Source organism: Halomonas sp. EF61 (genome assembly GCF_040147045.1).
Lineage (GTDB): Bacteria > Pseudomonadota > Gammaproteobacteria > Pseudomonadales > Halomonadaceae > Halomonas > Halomonas litopenaei.
Genome location: NZ_JAMSHM010000001.1, coordinates 691493 through 713637 on the forward strand (window position 1 = coordinate 691493; position 22145 = coordinate 713637).

General features: G+C 66.9%; 22 protein-coding genes. 8 read left to right on the plus strand and 14 right to left on the minus strand.

Going from position 1 to position 22145, the window contains the following annotated elements:
• Positions 1 to 64 precede the first annotated feature (64 nt).
• The 12 genes from phnN to phnC all read right to left on the minus strand — a co-directional run bounded on the left by phnN (position 65) and on the right by phnC (position 10237).
• Positions 65 to 607 carry a phosphonate metabolism protein/1,5-bisphosphokinase (PRPP-forming) PhnN gene (gene phnN, locus NFI08_RS02935; protein ID WP_349587098.1) on the minus strand — a complete coding sequence of 181 codons (543 nt, stop codon included), beginning with the start codon at positions 605 to 607 and terminating at the stop codon, positions 65 to 67.
• Positions 607 to 1752 carry an alpha-D-ribose 1-methylphosphonate 5-triphosphate diphosphatase gene (locus NFI08_RS02940; RefSeq protein ID WP_349587101.1) on the minus strand — a complete coding sequence of 382 codons (1146 nt, stop codon included), beginning with the start codon at positions 1750 to 1752 and terminating at the stop codon, positions 607 to 609. Before NFI08_RS02940 ends, phnN begins: the two co-directional genes overlap by 1 nt.
• Entirely contained in the window at positions 1749 to 2522 is a 774-nt protein-coding gene (gene phnL, locus NFI08_RS02945) for a phosphonate C-P lyase system protein PhnL (protein ID WP_349587104.1), read from the minus strand. The genes NFI08_RS02940 and phnL overlap by 4 nt, the downstream gene beginning before the upstream one ends.
• Before the next feature lie 23 nt (positions 2523 to 2545).
• Complete coding sequence (phnK, locus tag NFI08_RS02950) at positions 2546 to 3367, minus strand: phosphonate C-P lyase system protein PhnK (RefSeq protein WP_349587107.1); 822 nt, start codon at positions 3365 to 3367, stop codon at positions 2546 to 2548.
• Entirely contained in the window at positions 3364 to 4212 is an 849-nt protein-coding gene (locus NFI08_RS02955) for an alpha-D-ribose 1-methylphosphonate 5-phosphate C-P-lyase PhnJ (RefSeq protein ID WP_349587110.1), read from the minus strand. Before NFI08_RS02955 ends, phnK begins: the two co-directional genes overlap by 4 nt.
• Positions 4209 to 5408, minus strand: coding sequence for a carbon-phosphorus lyase complex subunit (locus NFI08_RS02960; RefSeq protein WP_349587113.1), 1200 nt, complete (start codon positions 5406 to 5408; stop codon positions 4209 to 4211). Before NFI08_RS02960 ends, NFI08_RS02955 begins: the two co-directional genes overlap by 4 nt.
• Positions 5408 to 6076, minus strand: a complete 669-nt coding sequence (gene phnH / locus NFI08_RS02965) for a phosphonate C-P lyase system protein PhnH (RefSeq protein ID WP_349587116.1) — start codon at positions 6074 to 6076, stop codon at positions 5408 to 5410. The genes NFI08_RS02960 and phnH overlap by 1 nt, the downstream gene beginning before the upstream one ends.
• Before the next feature lie 2 nt (positions 6077 to 6078).
• Complete coding sequence (phnG, locus tag NFI08_RS02970) at positions 6079 to 6522, minus strand: phosphonate C-P lyase system protein PhnG (protein WP_239452594.1); 444 nt, start codon at positions 6520 to 6522, stop codon at positions 6079 to 6081.
• The gene (gene phnF, locus NFI08_RS02975) at positions 6519 to 7286 is read right to left on the minus strand and encodes a phosphonate metabolism transcriptional regulator PhnF (protein ID WP_349587120.1); all 768 of its coding nucleotides are present in this window, start codon (positions 7284 to 7286) and stop codon (positions 6519 to 6521) included. Before phnF ends, phnG begins: the two co-directional genes overlap by 4 nt.
• Before the next feature lie 107 nt (positions 7287 to 7393).
• A complete protein-coding gene (gene phnE / locus NFI08_RS02980; RefSeq protein WP_045994226.1) occupies positions 7394 to 8188 on the minus strand; it encodes a phosphonate ABC transporter, permease protein PhnE in 795 nt (264 codons plus the stop codon).
• 89 nt (positions 8189 to 8277) lie between these two features.
• Complete coding sequence (gene phnD, locus NFI08_RS02985; RefSeq protein ID WP_349587124.1) at positions 8278 to 9309, minus strand: phosphonate ABC transporter substrate-binding protein; 1032 nt, start codon at positions 9307 to 9309, stop codon at positions 8278 to 8280.
• A 58-nt stretch (positions 9310 to 9367) separates the two neighbouring features.
• A complete protein-coding gene (gene phnC, locus NFI08_RS02990; RefSeq protein ID WP_108133444.1) occupies positions 9368 to 10237 on the minus strand; it encodes a phosphonate ABC transporter ATP-binding protein in 870 nt (289 codons plus the stop codon).
• Between the two features lie 411 nt (positions 10238 to 10648).
• Here phnC and NFI08_RS02995 point away from each other — a divergent pair, with 411 nt between their 5' ends.
• Positions 10649 to 11068, plus strand: coding sequence for a VOC family protein (locus tag NFI08_RS02995; protein WP_349587127.1), 420 nt, complete (start codon positions 10649 to 10651; stop codon positions 11066 to 11068).
• 148 nt (positions 11069 to 11216) lie between these two features.
• Here the strand turns inward: NFI08_RS02995 and NFI08_RS03000 are convergent, their stop codons facing one another.
• Complete coding sequence (locus tag NFI08_RS03000) at positions 11217 to 11489, minus strand: hypothetical protein (protein WP_349587129.1); 273 nt, start codon at positions 11487 to 11489, stop codon at positions 11217 to 11219.
• 169 nt (positions 11490 to 11658) lie between these two features.
• On the opposite strand from NFI08_RS03000, the gene NFI08_RS03005 reads away from it, so the two are divergent.
• Positions 11659 to 12468: a TlpA family protein disulfide reductase gene (locus NFI08_RS03005; RefSeq protein WP_213230133.1), complete on the plus strand. Its 810-nt coding sequence runs from the start codon at positions 11659 to 11661 to the stop codon at positions 12466 to 12468.
• Positions 12469 to 12811: 343 nt separating this feature from the next.
• A complete protein-coding gene (gene rapA / locus NFI08_RS03010) occupies positions 12812 to 15751 on the plus strand; it encodes an RNA polymerase-associated protein RapA (RefSeq protein ID WP_349587131.1) in 2940 nt (979 codons plus the stop codon).
• A gap of 146 nt (positions 15752 to 15897) precedes the next feature.
• Here the strand turns inward: rapA and NFI08_RS03015 are convergent, their stop codons facing one another.
• Entirely contained in the window at positions 15898 to 16809 is a 912-nt protein-coding gene (locus NFI08_RS03015; RefSeq protein ID WP_124805177.1) for a TIGR01777 family oxidoreductase, read from the minus strand.
• A gap of 359 nt (positions 16810 to 17168) precedes the next feature.
• Between NFI08_RS03015 and NFI08_RS03020 the strand changes: the two genes are divergently transcribed.
• The 5 genes from NFI08_RS03020 (at position 17169) to NFI08_RS03040 (ending at position 22048) form a co-directional block, all read left to right on the plus strand.
• Positions 17169 to 18197: an NAD(P)/FAD-dependent oxidoreductase gene (locus NFI08_RS03020; RefSeq protein ID WP_349587133.1), complete on the plus strand. Its 1029-nt coding sequence runs from the start codon at positions 17169 to 17171 to the stop codon at positions 18195 to 18197.
• 52 nt (positions 18198 to 18249) lie between these two features.
• Complete coding sequence (locus NFI08_RS03025; protein WP_349587135.1) at positions 18250 to 18636, plus strand: sirohydrochlorin chelatase; 387 nt, start codon at positions 18250 to 18252, stop codon at positions 18634 to 18636.
• Between the two features lie 315 nt (positions 18637 to 18951).
• Complete coding sequence (locus NFI08_RS03030) at positions 18952 to 19863, plus strand: MerR family transcriptional regulator (protein ID WP_045990818.1); 912 nt, start codon at positions 18952 to 18954, stop codon at positions 19861 to 19863.
• A 79-nt stretch (positions 19864 to 19942) separates the two neighbouring features.
• Positions 19943 to 21373: a deoxyribodipyrimidine photo-lyase gene (phrB, locus tag NFI08_RS03035; protein WP_349587137.1), complete on the plus strand. Its 1431-nt coding sequence runs from the start codon at positions 19943 to 19945 to the stop codon at positions 21371 to 21373.
• Positions 21374 to 21607: 234 nt separating this feature from the next.
• The gene (locus NFI08_RS03040; protein ID WP_349587139.1) at positions 21608 to 22048 is read left to right on the plus strand and encodes a nuclear transport factor 2 family protein; all 441 of its coding nucleotides are present in this window, start codon (positions 21608 to 21610) and stop codon (positions 22046 to 22048) included.
• Positions 22049 to 22145 lie beyond the last annotated feature (97 nt).

The window sequence follows — 22145 nt, forward strand, 5'->3', positions numbered from 1 at the left end:
CGCACTGCCGCTGTAGTCGGCGATCGACACAAGGCCGGCGCCGACAGGCTCGACGCCGGCTCCGTCAGTGGCGGGAGGCGATGATCGCCTCCAGCGCCCGGACGCTCTCGTCCAGGCTGCCACCGTTGTCGACGCGATCCAGCGCCGGATGGCAGCGCTCGAGTTCGGCCTCCACCTCGGCGTGGCGCGCAAGGCGCGCCTCGATCTGATCGTCGCTCTCGCGCCCGCGCCTGGCGAGCCGCTCACGCAGCACCTCGGGCGGGGCGGTCACCACCACCGGCGTGAGGCGCTCGCCGAAGCGCGCACGGGCGGCCGCCAGCTCGCGACGACTGCCGTTGAGCAGCACCGTGGCCCCCGCCGTGAGCCAGGCCTCCACCTCGATGCCGACGCCGTAGTGAAGCCCGTGGGCGACCCAGTGAAGGCAGAACAGGCCGCGTGCCCGCCGGGCCTCGAACTCGGCCGGCGACAGCGCCACCGAGTCCTCGCCGACGCCGCTTGGCCGGGTGATGTAGCGGTGCGCCACCAGCAGGTCCGGGCGCCGCTTTCGCACGGCGTCGAGCAGGCTGTCCTTGCCCACGCCGCTGGCGCCGATCAGGTAGACCAGCATCAGTGCACCTGCCTGCCCGCGCACCACACGCGCTGGACCAGCGGATGGCCATCGACCTCGCGCACCCGCACCAGATCGGCGCGCAGTCCCTGAGCGATGCGTCCGCGATCATCAAGGCCCACGGCCTCGGCCGGCCTACGCGAGGCCGTGGCCACCGCGCGGGGCAGGTCGTAGCCGTCCTCCATGGCGGCGATACGGAAGACCGCATCGAGCAGCGCCGCTGGATAGTAGTCGGAGGACAGGATGTCGAGCACGCCCAGGCGCACCAGCTCGGCCGCGGCGATATTGCCGGAGTGGGAGCCGCCGCGGACCACGTTGGGGGCGCCCATCATCACCGCCATGCCGTGACGATGGGAGGCCTCGGCGGCCTCCCGGGTGGTGGGGAACTCCGCTACCCGGGTGCCGTACTCGAGGCTTTCCGCCACATGGGCGACGGTGGCGTCGTCATGGCTGGCCAGGGCCAGGCCGCGCTCGCTGCACAGCTCGGCGATGGCGCGACGGTGGGCGCTGGAATAGGCGGCGCTGTTGGCCAGCTGCTTCTCGATAAAGGCCTCGAGGCTGGCATCGTCCAGGCCGTACTTGCCCTGGTAGTAGACCCGGTAGGCGTCAAGGCTGGCGAACTGGCGCTGGCCCGGCGAGTGATCCATCAGCGACACCAGCCCCAGCAGCGGCGAGTCCATGAAGCTCTTGAAACGCGCCAGAGTATCCGGGTGGCACACCTCGCAGCGCAGGTGCAGACGGTGGTCGACCCGGGCCATGCCGTTGTCGTTGATCGCAGCCAGGGACGAGACCATCTCGTCGAGGGCCCCGTGGCGCATGCTCTGCTCGTCGACGTCACCGATCGACACCGCGTCGAACACCGTGGTGATGCCGCTGGCGGCCATCTGGGCGTCGTGGGCCAGCGCCGCCTGGCGGCCCGGCCAGGACACCTTGGGCCTTGGCTGGAAGTACTTTTCCATATTGTCGGTGTGCAGCTCGATCATGCCGGGCATCAGGATATCGCCCTGGCAGTCGATCACCCCCGGCAGCGACACCGGGCCGCGTTCCAGCGCCTTGATCTCGCCGTCCTTGATCACCAGGCTGCCGTGCACCACCTCGTCGTCGAGCACCAGCCTGGCGTTGGTCAGAATCTGATCCTGGTTCATGAAAGGGACTCCCCGGAGTCGGTCTGACGGAATGAGGTCTGGTCGGAAGCGGTGCGGTCAGCGTCGGTGCCACCAAGCAGCATATGCCCTTCCAGCTCCAGCAGGCGATCGGCGACCCGCTCGCGCACCTCCTCGTCGTGGAAGATGCCGAGCATGGCGGTGCCACGGGCCTTGGCCTCCTCGATCAACTGCACCACCACCTCGCGGTTGGCGGCGTCCAGCGACGCCGTGGGCTCGTCGAGCAGCAACAGCGGGTGCTCGGCGATAAAGCCACGGGCGATATTGACCCGCTGCTGCTCACCGCCGGAGAAGGTGCCCGGCGCCAGCTCCCACAGTCGCTCGGGCAGGTTGAGCCGCGCCAGCAGGGCCTCGGCACGGGCGCGGGCCTCGGACACGTCGCAGCCCCGGGCCAGCAGCGGCTCCATCACCACCTCCCGGGCCGAGACCCGGGGCACCACCCGCAGAAACTGGCTGACGTAGCCGATCACGTCGCGCCGCAGCAGGTGCCAGGCGTGGGCCGGCAGCGCCGACAGCTCGAGTTCGCCATCCTCGAAGTGCAGCGTCAGCTGCCCGCCGCTGACCCGGTAGTTGCCGTTGACCATCTTCAACAGGGTGCTCTTGCCGATGCCGCTGCGCCCGGCCAGCACCAGGCACTCGCCCGGCGACAGGGACAGATCGAGACCGCGCATCACCGGCAGCGCCTGGCCGCCCTGGGCGTGCAGCACGAAGGTCTTGTCGAGCCGCCGGGCGGTAAGAAAGGGGGACGTCATCTTGGACTCCTGAGCAAGCGAATTCATGGCGTCAGCACCGAGGACACCAACAGCTGGGTGTAGGGATGCTGCGGATCATCGAGGATCTGATCGGTCAGCCCGGCCTCCACCACCCTGCCCCGGCGCATCACCATCAGGCGGTGGGCCAGCAGCCTGGCCACTGCCAGGTCGTGGGTGACCAGGATCACCGACAGGCCGAGCTCCCGGGTCAGGGTGCGCAGCATGTCCAGAAGCCGCGCCTGGACCGAGACGTCGAGGCCGCCGGTGGGCTCGTCCATGAACACCAGCCTGGGCTGGGTCACCAGGGTGCGGGCGATCTGCAGGCGCTGCTGCATGCCACCGGAAAAGGTCTGGGGGGCGTCGTCGATGCGCGCCGGGTCGAGCTCGACCCGGCCCATCCAGTCCTGGCCGGCGGCGCGCAGTTCGCCATAGTGACGCTGGCCCAGCGCCATCAGCCGCTCGCCGACGTTGGCCCCGGCGGAAACGCCCAGGCGCAGGCCATCCCGGGGGTTCTGGTGGACCAGGCCCCACTCCATGCGCAGCAGGGCGCGGCGGCGTGCCTCGCTGATGGCGTAGAGGTCGAGCGTTTCGTCCTTGCCGGGGCTGCCGCCGACCGAGCCGGCCTCCCCGGCGTGATAGACCACCTGACCGCGATCCGGCGCCTCGAGCCCGGAGAGCACCCGCAACAGGGTCGACTTGCCCGAGCCGGACTCGCCGACGATGCCCAGCACCTCGCCCTGGTGCAGGGTGAAGTCGATCTCCTCGCAGCCCTTGCCGGGGCCGTACAGGCGCTGGATGGCGCGGGCCTCGAGCAGGGCGGGACGTTCAAGCTGTGGGCGCTTCATGCCTTCTCCTCGCTGCGGGAGTTGCAGTAGTCGGTATCCGAGCACACGAACATGCGTGCGCCCTGATCATCGATGATGACCTCGTCCAGGTAGCTGTCGGTGGCCCCGCAGATGGCGCAGGGCTCGTCCCAGGCCTGGATCTCGAAGGGGTGGTCCTCGAAGTCGAGGCTCTCCACCCGGGTATGTGGCGGAATCGCGTAGAGGCGCTTCTCGCGGCCGGCGCCGAACAGCATCAGCGCCTCGCTCATGTGCAGCTTGGGGTTGTCGAACTTGGGAATCGGCGAGGGGTCCATCACGTAGCGCCCGTCGACCTTCACCGGGTAGGCGTAGGTGGTGGCGATATGGCCGTGGCGGGCGATGTCCTCGTAGAGCTTGACGTGCATCACCCCGTACTCCTCAAGCGCGTGCATGACCCGGGTCTCCTCCTCGCTGGGCTCGATAAAGCGCAGCGGCTCGGGGATCGGCACCTGGAAGATCAGGATCTGGTCGGCGCGCAGGGTCTTCTCGGGAATCCGGTGACGGGTCTGGATCACGCTGGCCTCTGCCGTGGCGGTGGTGGTCTCGACCCCGGCGACGCGCTCGAAGAAGGCGCGGATGCTGACCGCGTTGGTGGTGTCGTCGGCGCCCTGGTCGATCACCTTGAGGGTGTCGTCGGCGCCCAGCACGCTGGCGGTCAGCTGCATGCCCCCGGTGCCCCAGCCGTAGGGCATCGGCATCTCGCGCCCGCCGAAGGGCACCTGGTAGCCGGGGATCGCCACCGCCTTGAGCAGGGCGCGACGGATCATGCGCTTGGTCTGCTCGTCCAGGTAGGCGAAGTTGTAGCCGCTGTCGATGGCGGTGTTCATCGGACGTTCTCCTGGACGTTCTTGGCCTGGGCCTTTTCGGGATCGGCCTTGTCGCCATCGCCTGGTGCAGGACGTGCGCTGGCGGCTTGGGTGTCGGACACGGCCTCGGCCGTGGCGGCGGTACGCTCGGCGTGCTCACGACGCAGGCGGCGAATCAGCTCAAGCTCCGACTGGAAGTCGACGTAGTGCGGCAGCTTCAGGTGCGAGACAAAGCCCGAGGCCTCGACGCTGTCGGCGTGGGCCAGCACGAACTCGGCCTGCTGGGCCGGGCTCTGGATCGGCTCGCCAAGCTCCTCGGCGCGCAGGGCGCGGTCGACCAGCGCCATGGCCATGGTCTTGCGCTCGTTGCGGCCGAAGGCCAGGCCGTAGCCACGGGTGAACTGGGGGGCGGTGTCACCGCTGCCGGCGAACTGGTTGATCATCTGGCACTCGCTCATGGCGATCTCGCCGACGCACACCGGCCCATCGAAGCCCTCGACCTCGATCTCGACCTCCACCGCCCCCTGGCGAATCTCGCCGGCGAAGGGGTGGTTGCGCCCGTAGCCCCGCTGGGTCGAATAGCCCAGCGCCAGCAGGTAGCCCTCGTCGCCACGCGCCAGCATCTGCAGCCGGGTGGCGCGATCCACCGGAAAGTCGGGGGGATCGCGGGTGATGTCGTAGGGCTCGCTGCCGTCGTCCTCTTCCCGCTCGATCAGGCCTTCATGGTTGAGACAGTCGAGTATCTGGGGGCAGGCCTCGAGACCTTCCTCGGCCCCCTGCGGCCCCGGTGTAGCGTCCTCGGTCTCCACGCCGGCCAGCAGCATGAAGTCGAGCAGCCGGTGGGTGTAGTCGTAGGTCGGGCCCAGCACCTGGCCGCCGGGCACGTCCTTGAAGGTGGCGCTGATGCGACGCTCGATGCGCATCGCGCCGGTATCCACCGGCAGGGTCTCGGCCAGCCTCGGCAAGGTGGTGCGATAGGCGCGCAGCAGAAACACCGCCTCGACGGTGTCGCCGCTGGCCTGCTTGAGCGCCAGGGCGGCGAGCTCGGGATCGTACAGCGAGGCCTCGGCCATCACCCGGTCCACCGCCAGCCCCAGCTGCTGCTGGACCTGGGACACCTCGAGTTCGCGCTGGTCGCGCGCTCCACGACGACGATCGGCCATCCAGCGATGGGCGTTGGCGATGGCCTTCTCGCCTCCTTTCACGGCGACATACATCAGGCGGTCTCCTCTTGATGTTCGGCGTCATCGGTGGCGGCCAATCCAGGTCCGGCCAGGCGGGTGCTGCGGGCGATAGCAGTGAGTCGCATCCCGCTGCTGATAAAGGCGTCCAGTCCCCGGGGGAAGTGGGCACGATTGGCGGCGAGCACACGCATCAACGGCAGCGCGCGCTCGGCGTTACCCAGCGCAAGGCCGCGCTGACCGGGTACCCCGGGACCGGATAACCACCAGTCCTCGCCCTGGGCAAGCGCCTCGACCATCACGATCAGGGTGGTGCTGCGATCGGGCCAGGCGTCCGAGCCCAGCGCGAAGCCGTCTTCGCGGGACAGGGTGTCAGGGGTCACCAGGGCGAAGTCGGCCTGGGCCGGGTCGTCGGTCAGTCGCGCCCCGGTGTGGAAGGCCAGGGCGGCGGCGAGGTTGGCGCCAGCCAGCCCCTGGTCCACCCACACCCGGGTATCGAGGTCGCACAGCGCCAGCAGCGCGCCCCAGGCGGCGGGCGAGATCGCCGCGCCGGTCGGCAGCTCCGGCAAGACAAGCTCGGTCAGGGTGCCGGGCTCGGACATGGCGCCGAGCAGCTGACGAAACAGCCGCTGGCTGTCGTGAACGGGATCGGCGAGTCCCGGCCAGTCGTGGGGCCGGACGGCCTCGGAGGTCTGCTGGGTCATGTTCATTCGCCCCTTACCATGGTGAAGAAGTCGACGCGGGTGGCGGCGGCGGTCTGCGAGGCCTGGTTGCGCTGCTCATCGAGTGCCTGCTCGAGCGGTGCCATCAGTTCGCTGTCGATACGCCTGGCCCAGTGGTCGTGGTGGGCACAGGCGTCGACCAGGGCGATCAACTCGGCGTGGGCCTTGTCGCGACCACGCACCCAGCCATGGCCAAGGGTGCCGTCATCGAGGGCGACGCTTGCCCGGGTCAGGGTCATCTCGCCCAGGTTGAAGGCCGATCCACTGCCGCCCATGCGGCCACGGACCATCGCCATGCCGGTCTCGGGGCCACGCACGCAGCGGTGGCTCGCCTGGATGCCCAGGGACTGCCAGCCTTGCGCAAGACGGTCGAAAGGAGTCAACGCGAGCAGGCGATGACGTTGCGTCGGGGTCATGGTCGGGGTCATGAGAAGCCCTCGTCGTCGTGGGACTGCGGACGCTCGTCCGCGGGAAAGTCGAAGTGATAGGCCAGCCGATCGGCCCGTGCCCGACTGACGGAGATCTCCACCAGTCGACCATCGGCGTCGACGTTGTCACTGGTCAGCACCACCAGCGGCGCCAGGCGGGCGCACTGCAGCATGCGGCTGTCGTCGGCGTCGGCCTGGACCGCTTCCAGGCGCACCCGGGAGCGCCTCAGTCGCAGCCCGTAGTGCTGGTCCAGCAGCGCCCGGGTCGAACCACCGCGATAGCGATCTAGCCAGCCCGGCACCCGTTCGGGGTCGAACCAGTGGCGCAGCCGCAACAGCGGGGCCCGGTCGACGTGGCGCATGGTGTCGACACACAGAAGGCTCTCGCCCGGCCCACGCGCAAAGCGCTGGGCGATGGCCTCCGGCGGTACCGCCAGGCCCTGGGTCAGGCAGCAGGTCTCGGTGGCCAGGCCCAGTTCCGCCAGGTTGTGGGTGACCTTGCTGGCGGCGTTGACCGCATAGTCCAGGCGGCGGTCCACCACCTGGGTGCCACGGCCCTGGTGACGGGTCACCATGCCGGCGGCCACCAGTTCGTCCAGCGCCCGGCGTACGGTGTGGCGGTTGACACCGAAACGTCTGGACAGCGCCGCTTCGCTGGGCAGCAGCTCGCCGGGTGAGTACTGCGCCCGGACTTCGCGCGAGAGGACATCGGCCAACTGGCGATAGCGCGGCGGGCTGCCTGCCTCGGTCACTTGTCTAGACATCTTCGCTCCAAAAAAAGAAGGTATCGGGTGGTGGCCGAAGCCACCGGCAGACCAGCCGTCCCTGGCCTGCTGTGTCAGGTCTGCTGTCTCGGCTCTGCTGTGTCAGCCTAGATGAAGCGCTTGCGTACGAACTGCGAGGCCATGTCCAGCGCCGTCACGGCGATGATGATCACGAGCATGATGGTGGCCGTCTCGGCGTACTGGAATCCGCGCATGGTCTCCCACAACGCCACCCCGATACCGCCGCCACCGACCATGCCGAGCACCGTGGCCGAGCGGATATTGGACTCGAAGCGATACAGGCTCACCGAGATCCACAGCGGCAGCACCTGGGGAATCAGACCGAACACGATCTCCTCGATGCGCCCTGCTCCGGTGACCCGAATGCCTTCCATGGGCCCGGCCTCGGCGGCTTCCACCGCTTCGGAAAACAGCTTGGCCAGCACCCCGGTGGTGTGGATGAACAGCGCCAGGGTCCCGGCGAAGGGTCCAAGCCCCACCGCCACCACGAACAGCATGGCGAACACCAGCTCGTTGATGGCGCGGGTGGCGTCCATCAGTCGGCGCACCGGCTGGTAGACCCACCAGGGCACCAGATTCTCGGAACACAGAAGGCTCGCCGGAATGGCGACCAGGATGGCCAGCAGGGTGCCCCAGATGGCGATCTGGATGGTCACCAGCATCTGCTCGATGTAGTGGCCGAGGTTGCCGAAGGCCGGGGGAAAGAAGTCGCCGGCCAGGGTCGCCATATTGTCGGCGTTGGTCACCAGCAGGCTCGGGCGCATCTCGACGCCCTGCCAGGACCAGGCCAGCACCGCCAGGCCGACGCCCCACAGCGCCAGGGTGGTCCAGCTACGCTTGGGCGGCAGGCTGATGCCGGAAAGTTGTGTCTGGGTGGTCATGCGTTTTCCTGGGGAACTTGAGAAAGCGGTGACAGCGTGAGCGGTCCAGGCCGCGCCGGGCCTTCGTCCCGGCGCGGCCTAGCGTCACATCAGCCGGCGTTGGCGGCAGCGTCCTCGGGCATCGCCTCGGCGGCCTGCACTTCCTTCATGCGCGCGTCGAGATCGTCGAGCTGGCTGTCGATCTCGGCCAGTCGGGCCTCGCGATCGCCTTCACTCAGGCTTTCGTCCTTGGCCACCTCGGAGCGCTCCTTGAACAGCGCCAGCTGACGGATCGGCAACAGCTGGTCGTTGTCGGAGGCATCGAAGCCAGACCACTGCAGCGGCTCGAGAATCTGCTGCTCTTCGGCGTCATCGCCGTAGTTCAGGAAGAACTCACGCAGCTTTTCCTTGGTGGCGTCGTCTAGGTCGCCGCGCCACACCAGCGGGTCGGACGGGATCAGCGGCGACTTCCAGATCACCCGCAGCTGCTCGGCCTTGTCCGGCGCGGTCACTTCCAGACGCTCCATGCCTTCGGTATTGAAGGTGGCCACGTCGACCTGCTGATTGGCCACCGCCAGGGCGTTGGTCTCGTGGCTGGAGTTCAGGGTGCGCTTGAAGGCTGACGAGGCGTCGACACCGTTCTTGGCGAAGACGTAGTAGCCCGGCACCAGATAGCCGGAGGTGGAGTTGGGATCGCCGTTGCCGAACACCAGCTCGGAGGCGTTGGCCAGGACGTCATCGACGCTTTCGATGTCGCTGTCCTTGTGGGTGATCATCAGACTCCAGTAGCCCGGGGCTCCGTTGGCCGCCACGGTCTGGGCGAAGATCTCGCCGTCGGCACGATCGACGGCTTCCATGGCCGACTTGTTGCCGTACCAGGCCAGGTCGATCTGATCAAAGCGCATGGCCTGGATCACCGCGGCGTAGTCGGTGGCGAAGAAGGGCTCGACCTCCATGCCGATCTGCTCGGACATATCGGCCAGGAACGGGTCCCACAGCGGCGCCAGATTCTGGCTGGCCTCGGTGGAGATGATGCCGAACTTGAGGGTCTCGGTCTCGGCGGCGGCCAGCTGGGCACTGGCGGCAAGGCCAATACCGGCGATCAGCGGCAGCGACAGGCGACGAAAGGATGCGAGAGACATGGGATTCTCCTGAAGGTTATCGGTCGTTGTGGGAACAGGTGTCGCAGGATGTGGTGGCTCAGCTATGGACGACCTGCGCCGACACAGCCGTCTGGGCCTGGGTGTAGCTCGGCTCACGCAGCGGTGACGGCAGGTCGGGTTGACTGCCGGCACGCAGCTCGTCGAGGCCGGCGTTCTCGTACAGGGTCTTGAGGCGTGCGTCGGTCAGCTCGGAGGTCTTGCCGTCGAAGTACAGGCGCCCATCCTTGAGCGCGATGGCCCGGTGGCAGTAGCGCCGGGCGATATCGACCTGATGCAGGGTGATGACCACGGTGCGGCCATCCTCGGCGTGAATCCGCTCGAGGATCTCCATCACCTCCCGGGCGCTGCGCGGGTCCAGCGAGGCGATGGGCTCGTCGGCGAGGATGACGTCGGCGTCCTGCATCAGCACCCGGGCGATGGCCACCCGCTGCTGCTGACCGCCGGAAAGGGTGTTGGCACGCTGGTAGGCCATGCCCTCGAGGCCGACCCGGGCCAGGCACTGAAGGGCCCGTTGGCGTTCCTCGTCGCTGAAGCGACCGAGCAGCGCCCGCGCCCGCGGCATGCGCCCGAGCTGGCCGATCAGCACATTGGTCAGCACGCTGAGGCGATTGACCAGGTTGAACTGCTGAAAGATGTAGCCGACCCGGCAGCGCTGGCCACGGCTGGCCCGGCGAAGGCGACCGCTGGCCTGGATCTCGCGCCCCAGCAGGCTGACTCGGCCACCGCGATCACGGTTGCAGCAGGTCAGTCCGACCAGATGACGCATCAGGGTGGACTTGCCGGAGCCGGACGGGCCGATCAGCGCAACGATCTCCCCCGGGGTGATCTCGAAACTGACATCCTCGAGCACTCGGCTATGGCCGAAGTTCTTGTTGAGTCGCTCGACGATGATGGTGGGAATGGACATGACGCCTCTCCTCTAGGAATGGCGCCAGTCTGGACATCAAAGATGAAGGCCAGTTGTCTAGACAATGTCATTGAGATGACAAATTTCCCTGCACACGGAGCAAGCGCACCGGCATTACCTCGCCAGAGGTATAAAAAACAAGGAGTTGGGGGCGACTGTCATGCGGCGGTCACGTCATTGCCGCCGATTTGTCATACTCAGGCAGGGCGACCTATGGACGAAGACGTCGTCCACTTGGATGAAAAGGAAGATAGGCAAGACGCCCTGGAAAGGGCTGCAAGGAGGCACCTGCAAGCGGCCAATCGCCACGCCCATAGCGCCAGGCGATAAAGGCCATAAACAGGCTTGAAGGGAAAACCAGCGGCTTCGGCGCCAGACTGAATCCGACACATGATCCCACGGAGGCATGTCATGCAGCATCTCAGTCTGGAGCCAGGCGCCCTGGAGGTCAGCGACCTGGCGGGAATGCGTCAGTTCTTCGAGACGACACTGGGCCTTCGGGTGCTGGTCGCCAGCGACACTGGGGTGACCCTTGAATTGGGGGGCGGCGAGAACACCCAGGTGCTGATGTTGCTGGCGAGCCACACCCCGACGCCGCCGAGGACACTGAATCTCGAGGTCGACGCCGCCAGCTTTCCTGCGCTGCGTCGACGCCTGGAAGACTGCGGACACGAGTGCGGCTTTGTACAGAGCTGGGAGGGAGACAACAGCACCTCGCGTCAGTGCGCCTTTCGGGTGGTGCTGTGCCGGATGCCGGAGGGGCACTGGCTGAGGCTTACCGCCATCGATCCGGCCCGCTGCGCCTCATCGACCCGAGAGGTCCGGGCCTGACGCTGTTGGTCAATCGCGCCCCTCGCCTTCTCCTGCTTCTTCGTCGCCCTCGTCTTCTGACAAAAGCCGCTGGCGCCGTTCGTCACGGAACTTCTGCAGGCGGTTGTTGCGGTAACGACGGACTGATAGAGAGTGCTGACTACCAGCGTCAGTCTCGTCCCTCGTCACCCTCGTCATCGCCCTCATCATCACCCAACAGCCGCTGGCGCCGATCGTCACGGAACTTCTGCAGGCGGTTGTTGCGGTAACGACGGGCTATCGCTACTACCAACGCCACCACCAGCATCAGCCCCAGGGTGAGCCCCTGCCACGGGCGCGGGTGCTCCAGGGTGGTGCCGAGCACAAAGATCATCACGAAGCCGAGGGCCTGGCTGCCGATGGCCAGGGCGCGCAAGGGGTCGAAGGTCTTGGGTGGTGACATCACAGATCCTGATCAGAGAGATGGCTCGAAAACCGATGGCCCGGCAGGCGGCTCGGGATGACAGCGCGCATCGGGCGCAGTAGCCTTGCCGGATCGAGCCCACCAAGTGTACCTGCTCGCCTGCGCATTTTCGTGCTTTCGCGTTTCCCCAATGGAGTTCGCCCCATCCATGGATGCCATCGCCATCGGACCGGTGCTAGTGAGCCTGCCGCGTCTCTACGCCCTCGTCGTCACCCTGTTGCTGCTGGCCGCCAGCGCCTTCCTGCTGGGCCTGCCCCGCCGCCGCCACGGTCGCTGGTTCAACGGCCTGATGCTGGCCTGGCTGGTCGGCGCTCGGCTCGGGCACGTGCTGCCGCACTGGGCCGCCTATCAGGACAAATGGCTGGATATCATCAAGCTGTGGCTGCCCGGCTACAGCGGGGTCTGGGGGCTGGTCGCCGCCGCCCTGTGGACCCTGTGGTCACTGCGTGATCGCCTTGGCGCCCTGCTCGGTGCCCTGGGTCTGACGCTGGTCGCCTCGCTTGCCTGGCTGGCGCTGGTCAGCTGGGCGCCGCTGTCGGCAAGTCCGGCGCCGCAACGCGTGCCAGAGCTGACCCTGGAAGACGTCGATGGCGCCCCCATCGAACTGGCCTCGCTGGCAGGCGGCCCCACCGGCAAGCCGCTGATCATCAATCTATGGGCCACCTGGTGCCCGCCTTGCCGGCGCGAGATGCCGTTGCTGGCCGACATCGACCAACGCGACGACGTCACCGTGGTCGTGGCCAATCAGGGCGAGCCGCTGGTTCAGGTCGCGCGCTACCTGGACGAGGCCGGCCTGGACTTTCGCTACCCCCTGCTCGACCCGCGCCAGCAACTGCTGGCCGCGAGTCAATCTCCCGGGCTACCCACAACACTGCTGTTCGACGCCGAAGGGAAGCTGCTCGAGCGCCATGTGGGGGAGCTGACCCTGCCTCTGCTGGACGACTGGCTGGCGCGCTGAAACTTTGCCAACCTGAGCACATACTGCAGGTGAACCGCACCCGCAGTCTCAGGGCCGAGGGGGACACCCCGCCTCGGCCCGCCCAACCTGTCTTTTCCTGCACTGACGTAGCCTGAATCCGCCACCTCACGGCCAAGCTCATCGCTGGCCCGGGCACGGCGGCAAGCGCGGGGGCGTTTCGGGAACGCCTCGATGCGAAGGTTTCAGCCGCCATGCGACATCTGATCACGGGCATGACGATGGCGCTTAAGCCAGACTGAAGATTGCTGTAAGATACCGCGCCCTGTCGGCGGCGGGCCTGGCCCGCGACCACGAACCGTAACGACGCATCTCCCGAGGCATCATGAGCGACTTCTCTCCCGGCCAGCGCTGGATCAGCGACGGCGAGGCCGAACTCGGCCTGGGCACTATCCTGAACTGCGACGCGCGCAGCGTCACCGTGCTCTTCGGCGCCAGCCAGGAAACCCGCACCTACAGTACCCGTCTTGCCCCGTTGACCCGAGTCGCCTTCGGCAGTGGTGATCGCATCCAGTCCGCCGAGGGCTGGCAGATGACGGTGGACGACACCAAGGAAATCGATGGCCTGATCGTCTATATCGGCGAAGACGACAAGGGCGAGCTGTGCGAATTGCCGGAGGCCCGGCTGGCCGACAGCATGCAGTTCGACCAGGCCCGAGATCGTCTGCTGACCGGCCAGGTCGATCGCAACGACTGGTTCGACCTGCGCTTTCGCACCCTGCATCACTACCATCGCATCGAGCAGAACCCGGCGCTGGGTCTGGCCGGCCCACGCATCGATCTGATCCCCCATCAGCTGTACATCGCCGACGAGGTCTCCTCGCGTCAGGCGCCTCGCGTGCTGCTGGCCGATGAAGTCGGCCTCGGCAAGACCATCGAAGCCGGACTGATCCTGCATCGCCTGCTGCTGACCGGGCGGGTCGAGCGCGCGCTGATCCTGGTGCCGGCGAGCCTGACCCACCAGTGGCTGGTGGAATTGCTGCGACGCTTCTCGCTGTCGGTGACCCTGCTCGACGAACAGCAGAGCCAGGCCCACGGTGACACCAATCCCTTCGAGGCCGGCCAGCTGGTGCTGGCAAGCCAGGACTGGCTGTTCGCCAACACCCACCGCCAGCAGCAGGCCGAAGCCTGCGAGTGGGACCTGCTGATCGTCGACGAGGCCCACCACCTGGAGTGGAGCGAGGACGAGGTCGGCCCCGGTTACGCCTGCGTCGAGCGCCTGTCCGGCGCCACCGAGGGCGTGCTGCTGCTGACCGCGACGCCGGAACAGATGGGGCTGGCCAGCCACTTTGCCAGGCTGCGCCTGCTCGATCGCGATCGCTACTCGGACCTGGAGGCCTTCCGCGCCGAAGAGCAGGGCTATGTGGCGGTGGCCGAGGCCATCGACGCCCTGGGCGATGTCGACGGGCCGCTGGATGCCGGCGCCCGGGACACCATCGGCGCGGTCGCCGACGACGGCGACAGCCAGGCGCTGCTGGCGACCCTGTCCAACCCCGAATGCAGCCTGGAACAGCGCCAGCAGGCCAGCGCCCAGCTGCGAGACCAGCTGCTCGACCGCCACGGCACCGGCCGGGTGATGTTCCGCAACAGCCGTCGCCACGTCGGCGGCTTCCCTGAACGTCGCCTGCACGTCGACAAGCTGGAGCTGCCGTCGTCCTATCGCCGAGTGCTGCGTCGCCTGGCGCGGGACGAGGACTACCTCGACGAGCTGCTGATCGAGACCGGCCTCGACCACCCCGAGGTGATGGTCTATCTGGACGGCATGTACAGCGCCCTGACCGAGGATCCGCTCAACGCCGAACCCTGGTGGCAGTTCGACCCCCGGGTGACCTGGCTGCTCGAACGGCTGACCGAGATGGGCGACGACAAGGTCCTGGTGATCGCCCACGACCGCGAGACCGCCCAGGGGCTGTCCGACGGCCTGCGCGTGCTCGGCGGGGTACAGGCGCCGGTGTTCCACGAGGACCTGTCGCTGGTCGAGCGCGACCGTGCCGCCGCCGCCTTCGCCGATGACGAGGACGGCTGCCAGGTGCTGGTGTGTTCCGAGATCGGCTCCGAAGGCCGCAACTTCCAGTTCTGTCGTCATCTGGTGATGTTCGACCTGCCGCTCCACCCGGACCAGCTCGAGCAGCGCATCGGCCGTCTCGATCGCATCGGCCAGCGCCACGCCATCGAGATCCATGTGCCGGTGTTCGAAGGCAGCCCCGGCGAGAAACTGCTGCGCTGGTATCAGGAGGGGATGGACGCCTTCAGTGCGCCGCACGGTATCGGCAATGACCTGTTCGACGCCTTCGGCGACGACCTGGCCGAGAGCCTGCTCGACGACGAGGCCCTGGAAGAAGTCATCGGCGAGACCCGCGCGCTGTTCGACGCCAAGCTGGCGGAACGCGACGCCGGTCGCAATCGCCTGCTGGAGCTCAACGCCTGCCGTCCCGAGCGGGTCGAGTCGGTCAAGCAGGGGATCGTCGAACTCGACGAGGACCGCGCCCTGCCACGCTACCTCGACCAGGCGCTGGACATCTTCGGCGTCGACAGTCGCGAACTTGGCAACGACCTGACCCTGCTGTCACCGGGCTCGCACATGCTCGACGGCCTGCCAGGGCTGGTGAAGGGTGAGGAAGGCTTCACCGTGACCACCTCGCGCTCCCGCGCGCTGGCCCGGGACGACGTCCAGCGGCTGTCCTGGGAACACCCGTTGCTGCGCGAGATGATGGGCCGCATCCTCGACGGCAACATGGGCAACACCGCCCTTGCCCTGCTCAAGCATCCGGCGATCCCTGCCGGCCGGCTGATGGCGGAGCTGGTGTTCCGCACCCATTGTCCGGCACCGAAGCGCCTGCACCTCAATCGCTTCCTGCCGCCCACCGCGGTGCGGGTGCTGCTCGACGAGTCCGGCGCCAACCTCACCGACAAGGTGTCTTTCACCGGTCTGTCGAAGAACCTCAAGAAGGTCAAGAAGGCGGTGGCGCGGGACCTGATCAAGAGTCGTCACGACCAGCTGCGCGACCTGCTCGACAGCGCCGAGGCCGAGGCCCTGCGTGAGCTGCCGACGATTGTCGAGGCCGCCCAGGTGCGCATGCGCCAGACGCTGGACAACGAGCTGACCCGACTCGAGGCCCTGGCACAGCGCAACCCGTCGGTACGCGAGGACGAGATCACCGCCCTGCGCGACGAGCGCCAGGCGCTGGACCAGGCCATCGAAGGCACCCGCCTGCGCCTGGACGCCGTTCGCGTGATCGTGACCATCGACGACGACAGCCGCTAAGGGCGGCCCCGCGCTGCGACCGACAGCGCGGGGCTCCTGCTGTTTGCGAGATGTATCCGGTGCAAGGCCTTGGCGTGAGGTGAGTCGCCTGGGGTATCGACCGGCAGTAGCGAGCGCCGGTGTCGAACAGCGGAACTCGCGCCGTCTTAAAGAATGTCGTCCAGCGCCTTGTCCAGGGTCGGGTAGCGAAAGCTGAAGCCCTCCTCCTCGAAGCGCTGCGGCACCATGCGCGCGCCGGTCAGCAGCAACCGCGACATCTCGCCGAAGGCGGTCTCCAGCACCATCGCCGGCACCGGAAAGGGCGTCGGGCGCTTCAGGTGACGCCCGATCGCTTCGGTGAACTCGCGGTTGGTGACGGGCTCCGGGGCACTGCCGTTGAAGGGCCCGCTCAGGTGCTCCTTCTCGATCAACCACAGGATCATTTCCACCAGATCCTCGCGATGGATCCAGGGCATATACTGATCGCCCTTGCCGAGCCGCCCCCCCAGCCCCAGCTTGAACGGTGGCAGCAGCTTCTTGAGCATGCCGCCGCCTTCATCCAGCACCAGGCCGGTGCGCAGGATCGCCAGGCGCACGCCGAAGTCCTTCACTCCAGCGGCGGCCTGTTCCCAGCGCTTGCACAGGCGGTGGGCAAATTCATCATGGGGCGCTGTCTGCTCGGTTACCGGCGGCGCATCCTCGCCCCCGCCCTGATCGCCGTAGAAGCCCATGGCCGAACCACTGACCAGCACCCTGGGGGCCTTGGCGGTCTGCGACAGCTGTTCGCACAGCATCACCAGTTCCCTGGTGGCGTTGATGCGCGAATCGATAAGTCTTTCCTTCTGGGTGTCACTCCAGCGCTTGTCGGCGATGGGCTCGCCTGCCAGGTTGACCAGCACCCCGGGCGGCGCGTCGACGAAGTCCAGCGCGCTGACCCGTACATCCGCCCCCTCGGGCAGCACCTTCGCCGCCTGCGCCGGTGAGCGGGAGACCACCTGTACGCGGTGACCGGCGTCCACCAGGCGTCGACACAGACGCTGGCCCACAAAGCCACTGCCACCGGTGATCAGTACTCGCATAGCTTGTCCTCTCGCAATACACAACGATCCCTGGCCCCGACCACATACCGTCGACCCTCTCTGACGGCAGCGACCACCGCAACGTGCGACCAGCCTGATTTCAGCCTAGTCGGTTGTGCGCTGGCCGGTCTACGGCTTGTCTGAAAAGTGCCTGCGCTCGGTAATACGGCGTTAAAAATCGGATCAAAATGCTCATTTACACCCCGTAAACTGCGCTTTCTCACCGATTTTTGCCTTGTCTAACCTTCGCTCGTCGACTTTTCGGACAGAGCCTAGGACTTCATTTGACTCAAGTTGTACATCACTTATACGCTACATCCAAGATATTGACACCACAGGCTCGAGGAGGGCTTCCGTCGATGCTGCAGGTCGCCATCATTGGAGCGGGGTTCAGCGGCCTGGCTTGCGCCGGCCAGCTCCGCCGACACGGTCACCGTGCGGTGCTGTTCGACAAGGGCCGAGGACCCGGTGGGCGCGCCAGTTCTCGCCGAGAGGGAGACGAATCCCTCGACCTGGGTGCTCAATACTTCAGCGTGCGTGACGCTGCCTTCGCCGCCGAGGTCGACCGCTGGGAAGCCGCAGGGGTGGCCACGCCCTGGCCGCCCTCCAGCTATCGGGTCGACGCCTCGGGCGCCTGGCATGAGGAAGGCGACGATCAACATCGTTACTGCGGTACTCCGCGCATGAGCGCCATCACCCGCCACCTGGCCGCCCCCCATGAGCTGTTTGCGGCGACTCGCGTCACCCGCTTGACCGATCGCCTGGACGGCTGGTGGCTAGAGGACCCGCAGGGCGACAGCTACGGCCCCTTCGACCGGGTGGTGGTGACCGCGCCGGCGGCCCAGGCCGAACCCCTGCTGCGCCCCCACGACGAGGCGCTGGCGAAGGCCTGTCGTGAGATCCGCATGCTGCCCTGCTGGAGTGCCTGGGTGCGCTTCGACACAGCGCTGACGCTCGAGGGCATCGACGCCGACTGGCCAGTGGTACGCTTTGACCAGGGGCCGCTGCACCTGGCGGTTCGCCAGAATCGCAAGCCCGGACGCGAGCACCAGAGCGAGACGCTTTTGCTGCTGGCCCGGGACGAGTGGAGTCAGTGCCATCTAGAGGACGATGCCGAGGACGTGGCCAGCAGGCTGACGGCAGCCCTGCAGAAGGCCCTCGCAACCAGGTTGCCGACAGGTTCCTCTCTGCCCCAGATCACGGCCAGCGGTGCCCATCGCTGGCGCTACGCCACCGCGGACCTTACGCTGGCGGCGCCCGATCACCGTCTCGGCGAGGATGGCCTGGCACTGGCCGGTGACGGTCTGCGCGGCGGACGTATCGAGGATGCCTGGCTGTCGGGCGTGCACGTCGCCGAGGCCCTGCATCGTACTGCCACCGACGCCTGAAGCGGGCGCCAGTCGCAGGCTTACCCATTTTCAGGTCATCAGGAAACCGAACATGTCATACGCACTGGTACTACTCGCACACGGCTCCAGCGATCCCAACTGGCGGGCGCCCTTCGAGCACTTCCGCGACGCCCTGGCGCCACGCCTTGGCACGCCGATCCGGCTGTCCTACATGGAGCTGTGCGAGCCATCTCTGGAGTCCACCGTGGCCGAACTGAGCGCAGCCGGCGTTACCCGCATCGAGGTGCTGCCGCTGTTCTTCGCCGCCGGTCGTCATCTGCGCAAGGATGTGCCTGCCCAGATCGACACCCTGCGCAGCGAACACCCGGGGCTCGAACTGACGCTGCTGGCGCCGGTAGGAGAACACCCCGTGTTCGTCGAGGCGCTGGCAAGCGCAGTGGCCGACCAGGTCGGCGAGACGCTGTCACCGGCCCCCTGATCAGCCCCCTAGGGCTTGTCTGAAAAGTGCCTACGCTCGGTAATACGGCGTTAAAAATCGGATCAACATGCTCATTTACACCCCGTAAACTGCGCTGTCTCACCGATTTTTGCCTTGTCTAACCTTCGCTCGCCGACTTTTCGGACTAAGCCTAGACGTTCAATCAGCGTGAGCGAAAAGCGGTAAAACTGTTGTACACTTTGTAGCGTCTGTACAGCTACGGAAACGTCGAGTCACCTACGCCATCGACAACTTCCAGGGACAGGGCGCAGCTTGCGCCTTCACAATCGCACCAGGACACGCATCGAGGCCCTCATGAGTCATACGGCGCCCCCCACCGAATCTCCTCTCTACCCCATCCGCGAAGTGTCGCGGCTCACCGGGGTCAATTCGGTGACCCTGCGTGCCTGGGAGAGGCGTTACGGACTGATCGAGCCGCGCCGCACGCCCAAGGGGCATCGCCTCTACGCTCGGGAAGATATCGAGCGGGTCGAACGTATTCTGCAATGGCTCAACCGCGGTGTCCCGGTCAGTCAGGTCAAGGATCTGTTGACCCAGCCCGAGCCCGCCGAGACGGCACCGCCCGCCGCCGGCGACTGGACCTCGCAGCGCCGCCAGATGCTGGGCGCGGTGGATGCCCTCGACATGGATCATCTGGACGGCCTGTACCAGCAGTCCCTGGCCCTCTACCCGGTCGGCACCTGCATCAGTGAGCTGTGGCAGCCGGTGGTCCAAGAGCTCGAGGAGCGCTGGGAAGGGCAGCTTGGCGCGGCCTTGCAGCGACGCAGTCTGGAGAGCTTCCTGCGCACGCGCATCGGTATTCGCCTGTTTCACGCCAATCGCACCGCCCGTGGTTCCACCCTGCTGCTGGACACCCTGCCGGACGATGACGGTTCGCTGTGGACCCTGATGCTGGCGCTCGCCGCCAGTGAACGCGGCTACCGCATCGCCCTGATGGATGCGCCGCTGCCGTTCACCGATCTGCCGCTGGCGCTGGAGCGCCTGCGCCCCGGTGCGGTGGTGCTGTGCAGCGGCAAGGCCGAACGCTCCGACGTGGTCCGTCGACTGCTGCCTCGCCTGGCCGAACAGCTCGACACTCCGCTGGCGCTGTGCGGCCCGGTGGCACGCATCCGCGCCGCCGAACTGGCCGACAGCCAGATCGAGGTGCTCGGTGACGACATCCCCATGGCGCTGGACCGGCTGAGGCCGCTGATTCGCCAGCACTGAGCCACGACAAGACAGCCTGATCATCCCCGTCGCGGCGCGATGCCCACTCTAACCACGACACGATTCGCGGGAGCTCCCCATGCCTGTCACTCTGGTCTGGTTTCGCAGCGATCTGCGTATTCACGACAATACTGCGCTTTACCACGCCGCCCGGCGCGGCCCGGTTATCGGGGTCTTTCTGCACGCCGAACAGCAGTGGCGCGAACATGGCCACGGCGACAACAAGCTCGACTTTCTGTGTCGTGGCGTGGAGGCCCTGGGCGAAGCCCTGGCCGAGCGCAATATTCCGTTGATCCAGCGTCAGGTGCCACGCTTCGATGACGCCCCCCAGGCACTGATGGCGCTGGCCGAGGAACTCGGCGCCGACGCCCTCTATTTCAATCGCGAGTACCCCCTCGATGAGGTCAGGCGCGACCAGGCGGTGCTGGCGCAGGCCGAGCACAACGGCCTCGAGGCGCGTGCCCTGCGCGACGCCGTGGCCTTCAGTCCCGGCGAGCTGCTCACCGGCAAGGGCGACTACTATGGCGTCTTCACCCCCTTCGCCAAGGCCTGGCACAAAGCCATCAGCGCCGAGCGACTCGAGGTGCTGGACCCACCGGAGCGCCAGGCGCCGCTGGAGCTGTCCTCCAGCGCCAGCCAGCGCCCCGACTATCCGAACAAGAGCGTGGATGGTCGCCACTGGCCGGCCGGCGAGGAGGCCGCCAGTGACCGTCTGTCGCGCTTTCTGCGAGGTTTCCCTGACAGCCCGGCGAAGCGCTACAGGGAGCAGCGGGACTTCCCGGCCAGACGCGGCACCAGCGAGCTATCGCCCTATCTGGCGCTGGGCATGATCTCCTGGCGTCAGTGCATGCAGGCGGTGATGGCGATCAACGACGGTAGCTTGAGCGACGGCGACGCCGGCCTGACCGCCTGGGTCAGCGAACTGGTGTGGCGAGAGTTCTACCAGCACGTGGCCACAGGCTTCCCCAGGGTGTGCCGCTATCGGGCCTTTCAACGCCACACCGAGGCCCTGGACTGGCGCGATGCCCCCGAGGATCTTGCCGCCTGGTGCGAAGGACGCACCGGCTATCCGCTGGTCGACGCCGCCATGCGCCAGCTGGTCGCCACCGGCTGGATGCACAATCGCCTGCGCATGGTGACCGCCATGTTCCTGTCCAAGCATCTGTTGATCGACTGGCGACGTGGAGAGCGATTCTTCCTCGAGCACCTGGTCGACGGTGAATTCGCCGCCAACAACGGCGGCTGGCAGTGGGCGGCGTCCACCGGTACCGACGCCGCGCCCTACTTCCGCATCTTCAACCCCACCACCCAATCCGAACGCTTCGATCCCGAAGGCGAGTTCATCGCGCGCTGGGTGCCGGAGCTTGCGTCACTGGCGCCGAAGAAGCGACATGCCCCGACCCGGGATCTGCTCACCGACCTCGACTACCCCGCCCCCATCGTCGACCACCGCGCCGCCCGCGAGCGCGCACTCGACGCCTTCAAGAGCCTGTCGAAGGACGCGGGATAAGGACACGGGATAAGGACTCGGCATACTACTGTCTGGCTTGGGCTTTAGTGAGATAGCTCAGCCCAGGTCAGATTTACTGACACCCCCTTGCTGATCCGCACCAGCCCGAACCCTCTAAACCCTGACCACCTAAGCCCGAACCACCTAAGCCCTGACCACCTCAGACCGATCCACCTAAGCCCGATCCACCTCAGTCCGATCTGCCGACGACAACAACACCGACAAGGAGCCCCCATGATCCAGGACCCTGTGCTGGCGACCTTCTGCGACACCTTCAATAAACTAGACAATACCTGTACAGAAAAGCTATACAGTATATATTCTAGTGACATCGTCTTTATCGACCCATTGCATCGGGTGGAAGGCATTGAGGCACTGAAGCGCGACTTCGACGCCCTGTACGCCAACGTGATCGACTGCCGCTTCCGCTTTCACCATGGCCTGCGGGACGCCGACCGGGGCTTCGTGTGCTGGACCATGGCGCTGCGCCACAGGCGCCTTTGCAAAGGCCGCCAGATCGACGTGGAAGGCTGCTCGGTATTGCGCTTCGCCTCACCGGACGGCGGCAAGGTGGTCCACCACCAGGACCACTTCGACGCCGGTGCGCTGCTCTACGAGCGCCTGCCGTTGCTCGGCGCGGTGATACGCAGCATCAAGCGACACGCCGCCGGTTGAGGCTGACAGCGCCGGTCGATGCCCGCGCCTTCGGTAAATATACGCACCGTCGGCTGAAACCATGGACGGCGCCGATACGTAGCTGACAGCAGGCCCA

Excerpts from the sequence above, each read along its gene's own strand:
- phnN (WP_349587098.1), bottom strand. The coding sequence starts at position 607 with ATGCTGGTCTACCTGATCGGCGCCAGCGGCGTGGGCAAGGACAGCCTG.
- NFI08_RS02940 (WP_349587101.1), bottom strand. The coding sequence starts at position 1,752 with ATGAACCAGGATCAGATTCTGACCAACGCCAGGCTGGTGCTCGACGAC.
- phnL (WP_349587104.1), bottom strand. The coding sequence starts at position 2,522 with ATGACGTCCCCCTTTCTTACCGCCCGGCGGCTCGACAAGACCTTCGTG.
- phnK (WP_349587107.1), bottom strand. The coding sequence starts at position 3,367 with ATGAAGCGCCCACAGCTTGAACGTCCCGCCCTGCTCGAGGCCCGCGCC.
- NFI08_RS02955 (WP_349587110.1), bottom strand. The coding sequence starts at position 4,212 with ATGAACACCGCCATCGACAGCGGCTACAACTTCGCCTACCTGGACGAG.
- NFI08_RS02960 (WP_349587113.1), bottom strand. The coding sequence starts at position 5,408 with ATGTATGTCGCCGTGAAAGGAGGCGAGAAGGCCATCGCCAACGCCCAT.
- phnH (WP_349587116.1), bottom strand. The coding sequence starts at position 6,076 with ATGACCCAGCAGACCTCCGAGGCCGTCCGGCCCCACGACTGGCCGGGA.
- phnG (WP_239452594.1), bottom strand. The coding sequence starts at position 6,522 with ATGACCCCGACCATGACCCCGACGCAACGTCATCGCCTGCTCGCGTTG.
- phnF (WP_349587120.1), bottom strand. The coding sequence starts at position 7,286 with ATGTCTAGACAAGTGACCGAGGCAGGCAGCCCGCCGCGCTATCGCCAG.
- phnE (WP_045994226.1), bottom strand. The coding sequence starts at position 8,188 with ATGACCACCCAGACACAACTTTCCGGCATCAGCCTGCCGCCCAAGCGT.
- phnD (WP_349587124.1), bottom strand. The coding sequence starts at position 9,309 with ATGTCTCTCGCATCCTTTCGTCGCCTGTCGCTGCCGCTGATCGCCGGT.
- phnC (WP_108133444.1), bottom strand. The coding sequence starts at position 10,237 with ATGTCCATTCCCACCATCATCGTCGAGCGACTCAACAAGAACTTCGGC.
- NFI08_RS02995 (WP_349587127.1), top strand. The coding sequence starts at position 10,649 with ATGCAGCATCTCAGTCTGGAGCCAGGCGCCCTGGAGGTCAGCGACCTG.
- NFI08_RS03000 (WP_349587129.1), bottom strand. The coding sequence starts at position 11,489 with ATGTCACCACCCAAGACCTTCGACCCCTTGCGCGCCCTGGCCATCGGC.
- NFI08_RS03005 (WP_213230133.1), top strand. The coding sequence starts at position 11,659 with ATGGATGCCATCGCCATCGGACCGGTGCTAGTGAGCCTGCCGCGTCTC.
- rapA (WP_349587131.1), top strand. The coding sequence starts at position 12,812 with ATGAGCGACTTCTCTCCCGGCCAGCGCTGGATCAGCGACGGCGAGGCC.
- NFI08_RS03015 (WP_124805177.1), bottom strand. The coding sequence starts at position 16,809 with ATGCGAGTACTGATCACCGGTGGCAGTGGCTTTGTGGGCCAGCGTCTG.
- NFI08_RS03020 (WP_349587133.1), top strand. The coding sequence starts at position 17,169 with ATGCTGCAGGTCGCCATCATTGGAGCGGGGTTCAGCGGCCTGGCTTGC.
- NFI08_RS03025 (WP_349587135.1), top strand. The coding sequence starts at position 18,250 with ATGTCATACGCACTGGTACTACTCGCACACGGCTCCAGCGATCCCAAC.
- NFI08_RS03030 (WP_045990818.1), top strand. The coding sequence starts at position 18,952 with ATGAGTCATACGGCGCCCCCCACCGAATCTCCTCTCTACCCCATCCGC.
- phrB (WP_349587137.1), top strand. The coding sequence starts at position 19,943 with ATGCCTGTCACTCTGGTCTGGTTTCGCAGCGATCTGCGTATTCACGAC.
- NFI08_RS03040 (WP_349587139.1), top strand. The coding sequence starts at position 21,608 with ATGATCCAGGACCCTGTGCTGGCGACCTTCTGCGACACCTTCAATAAA.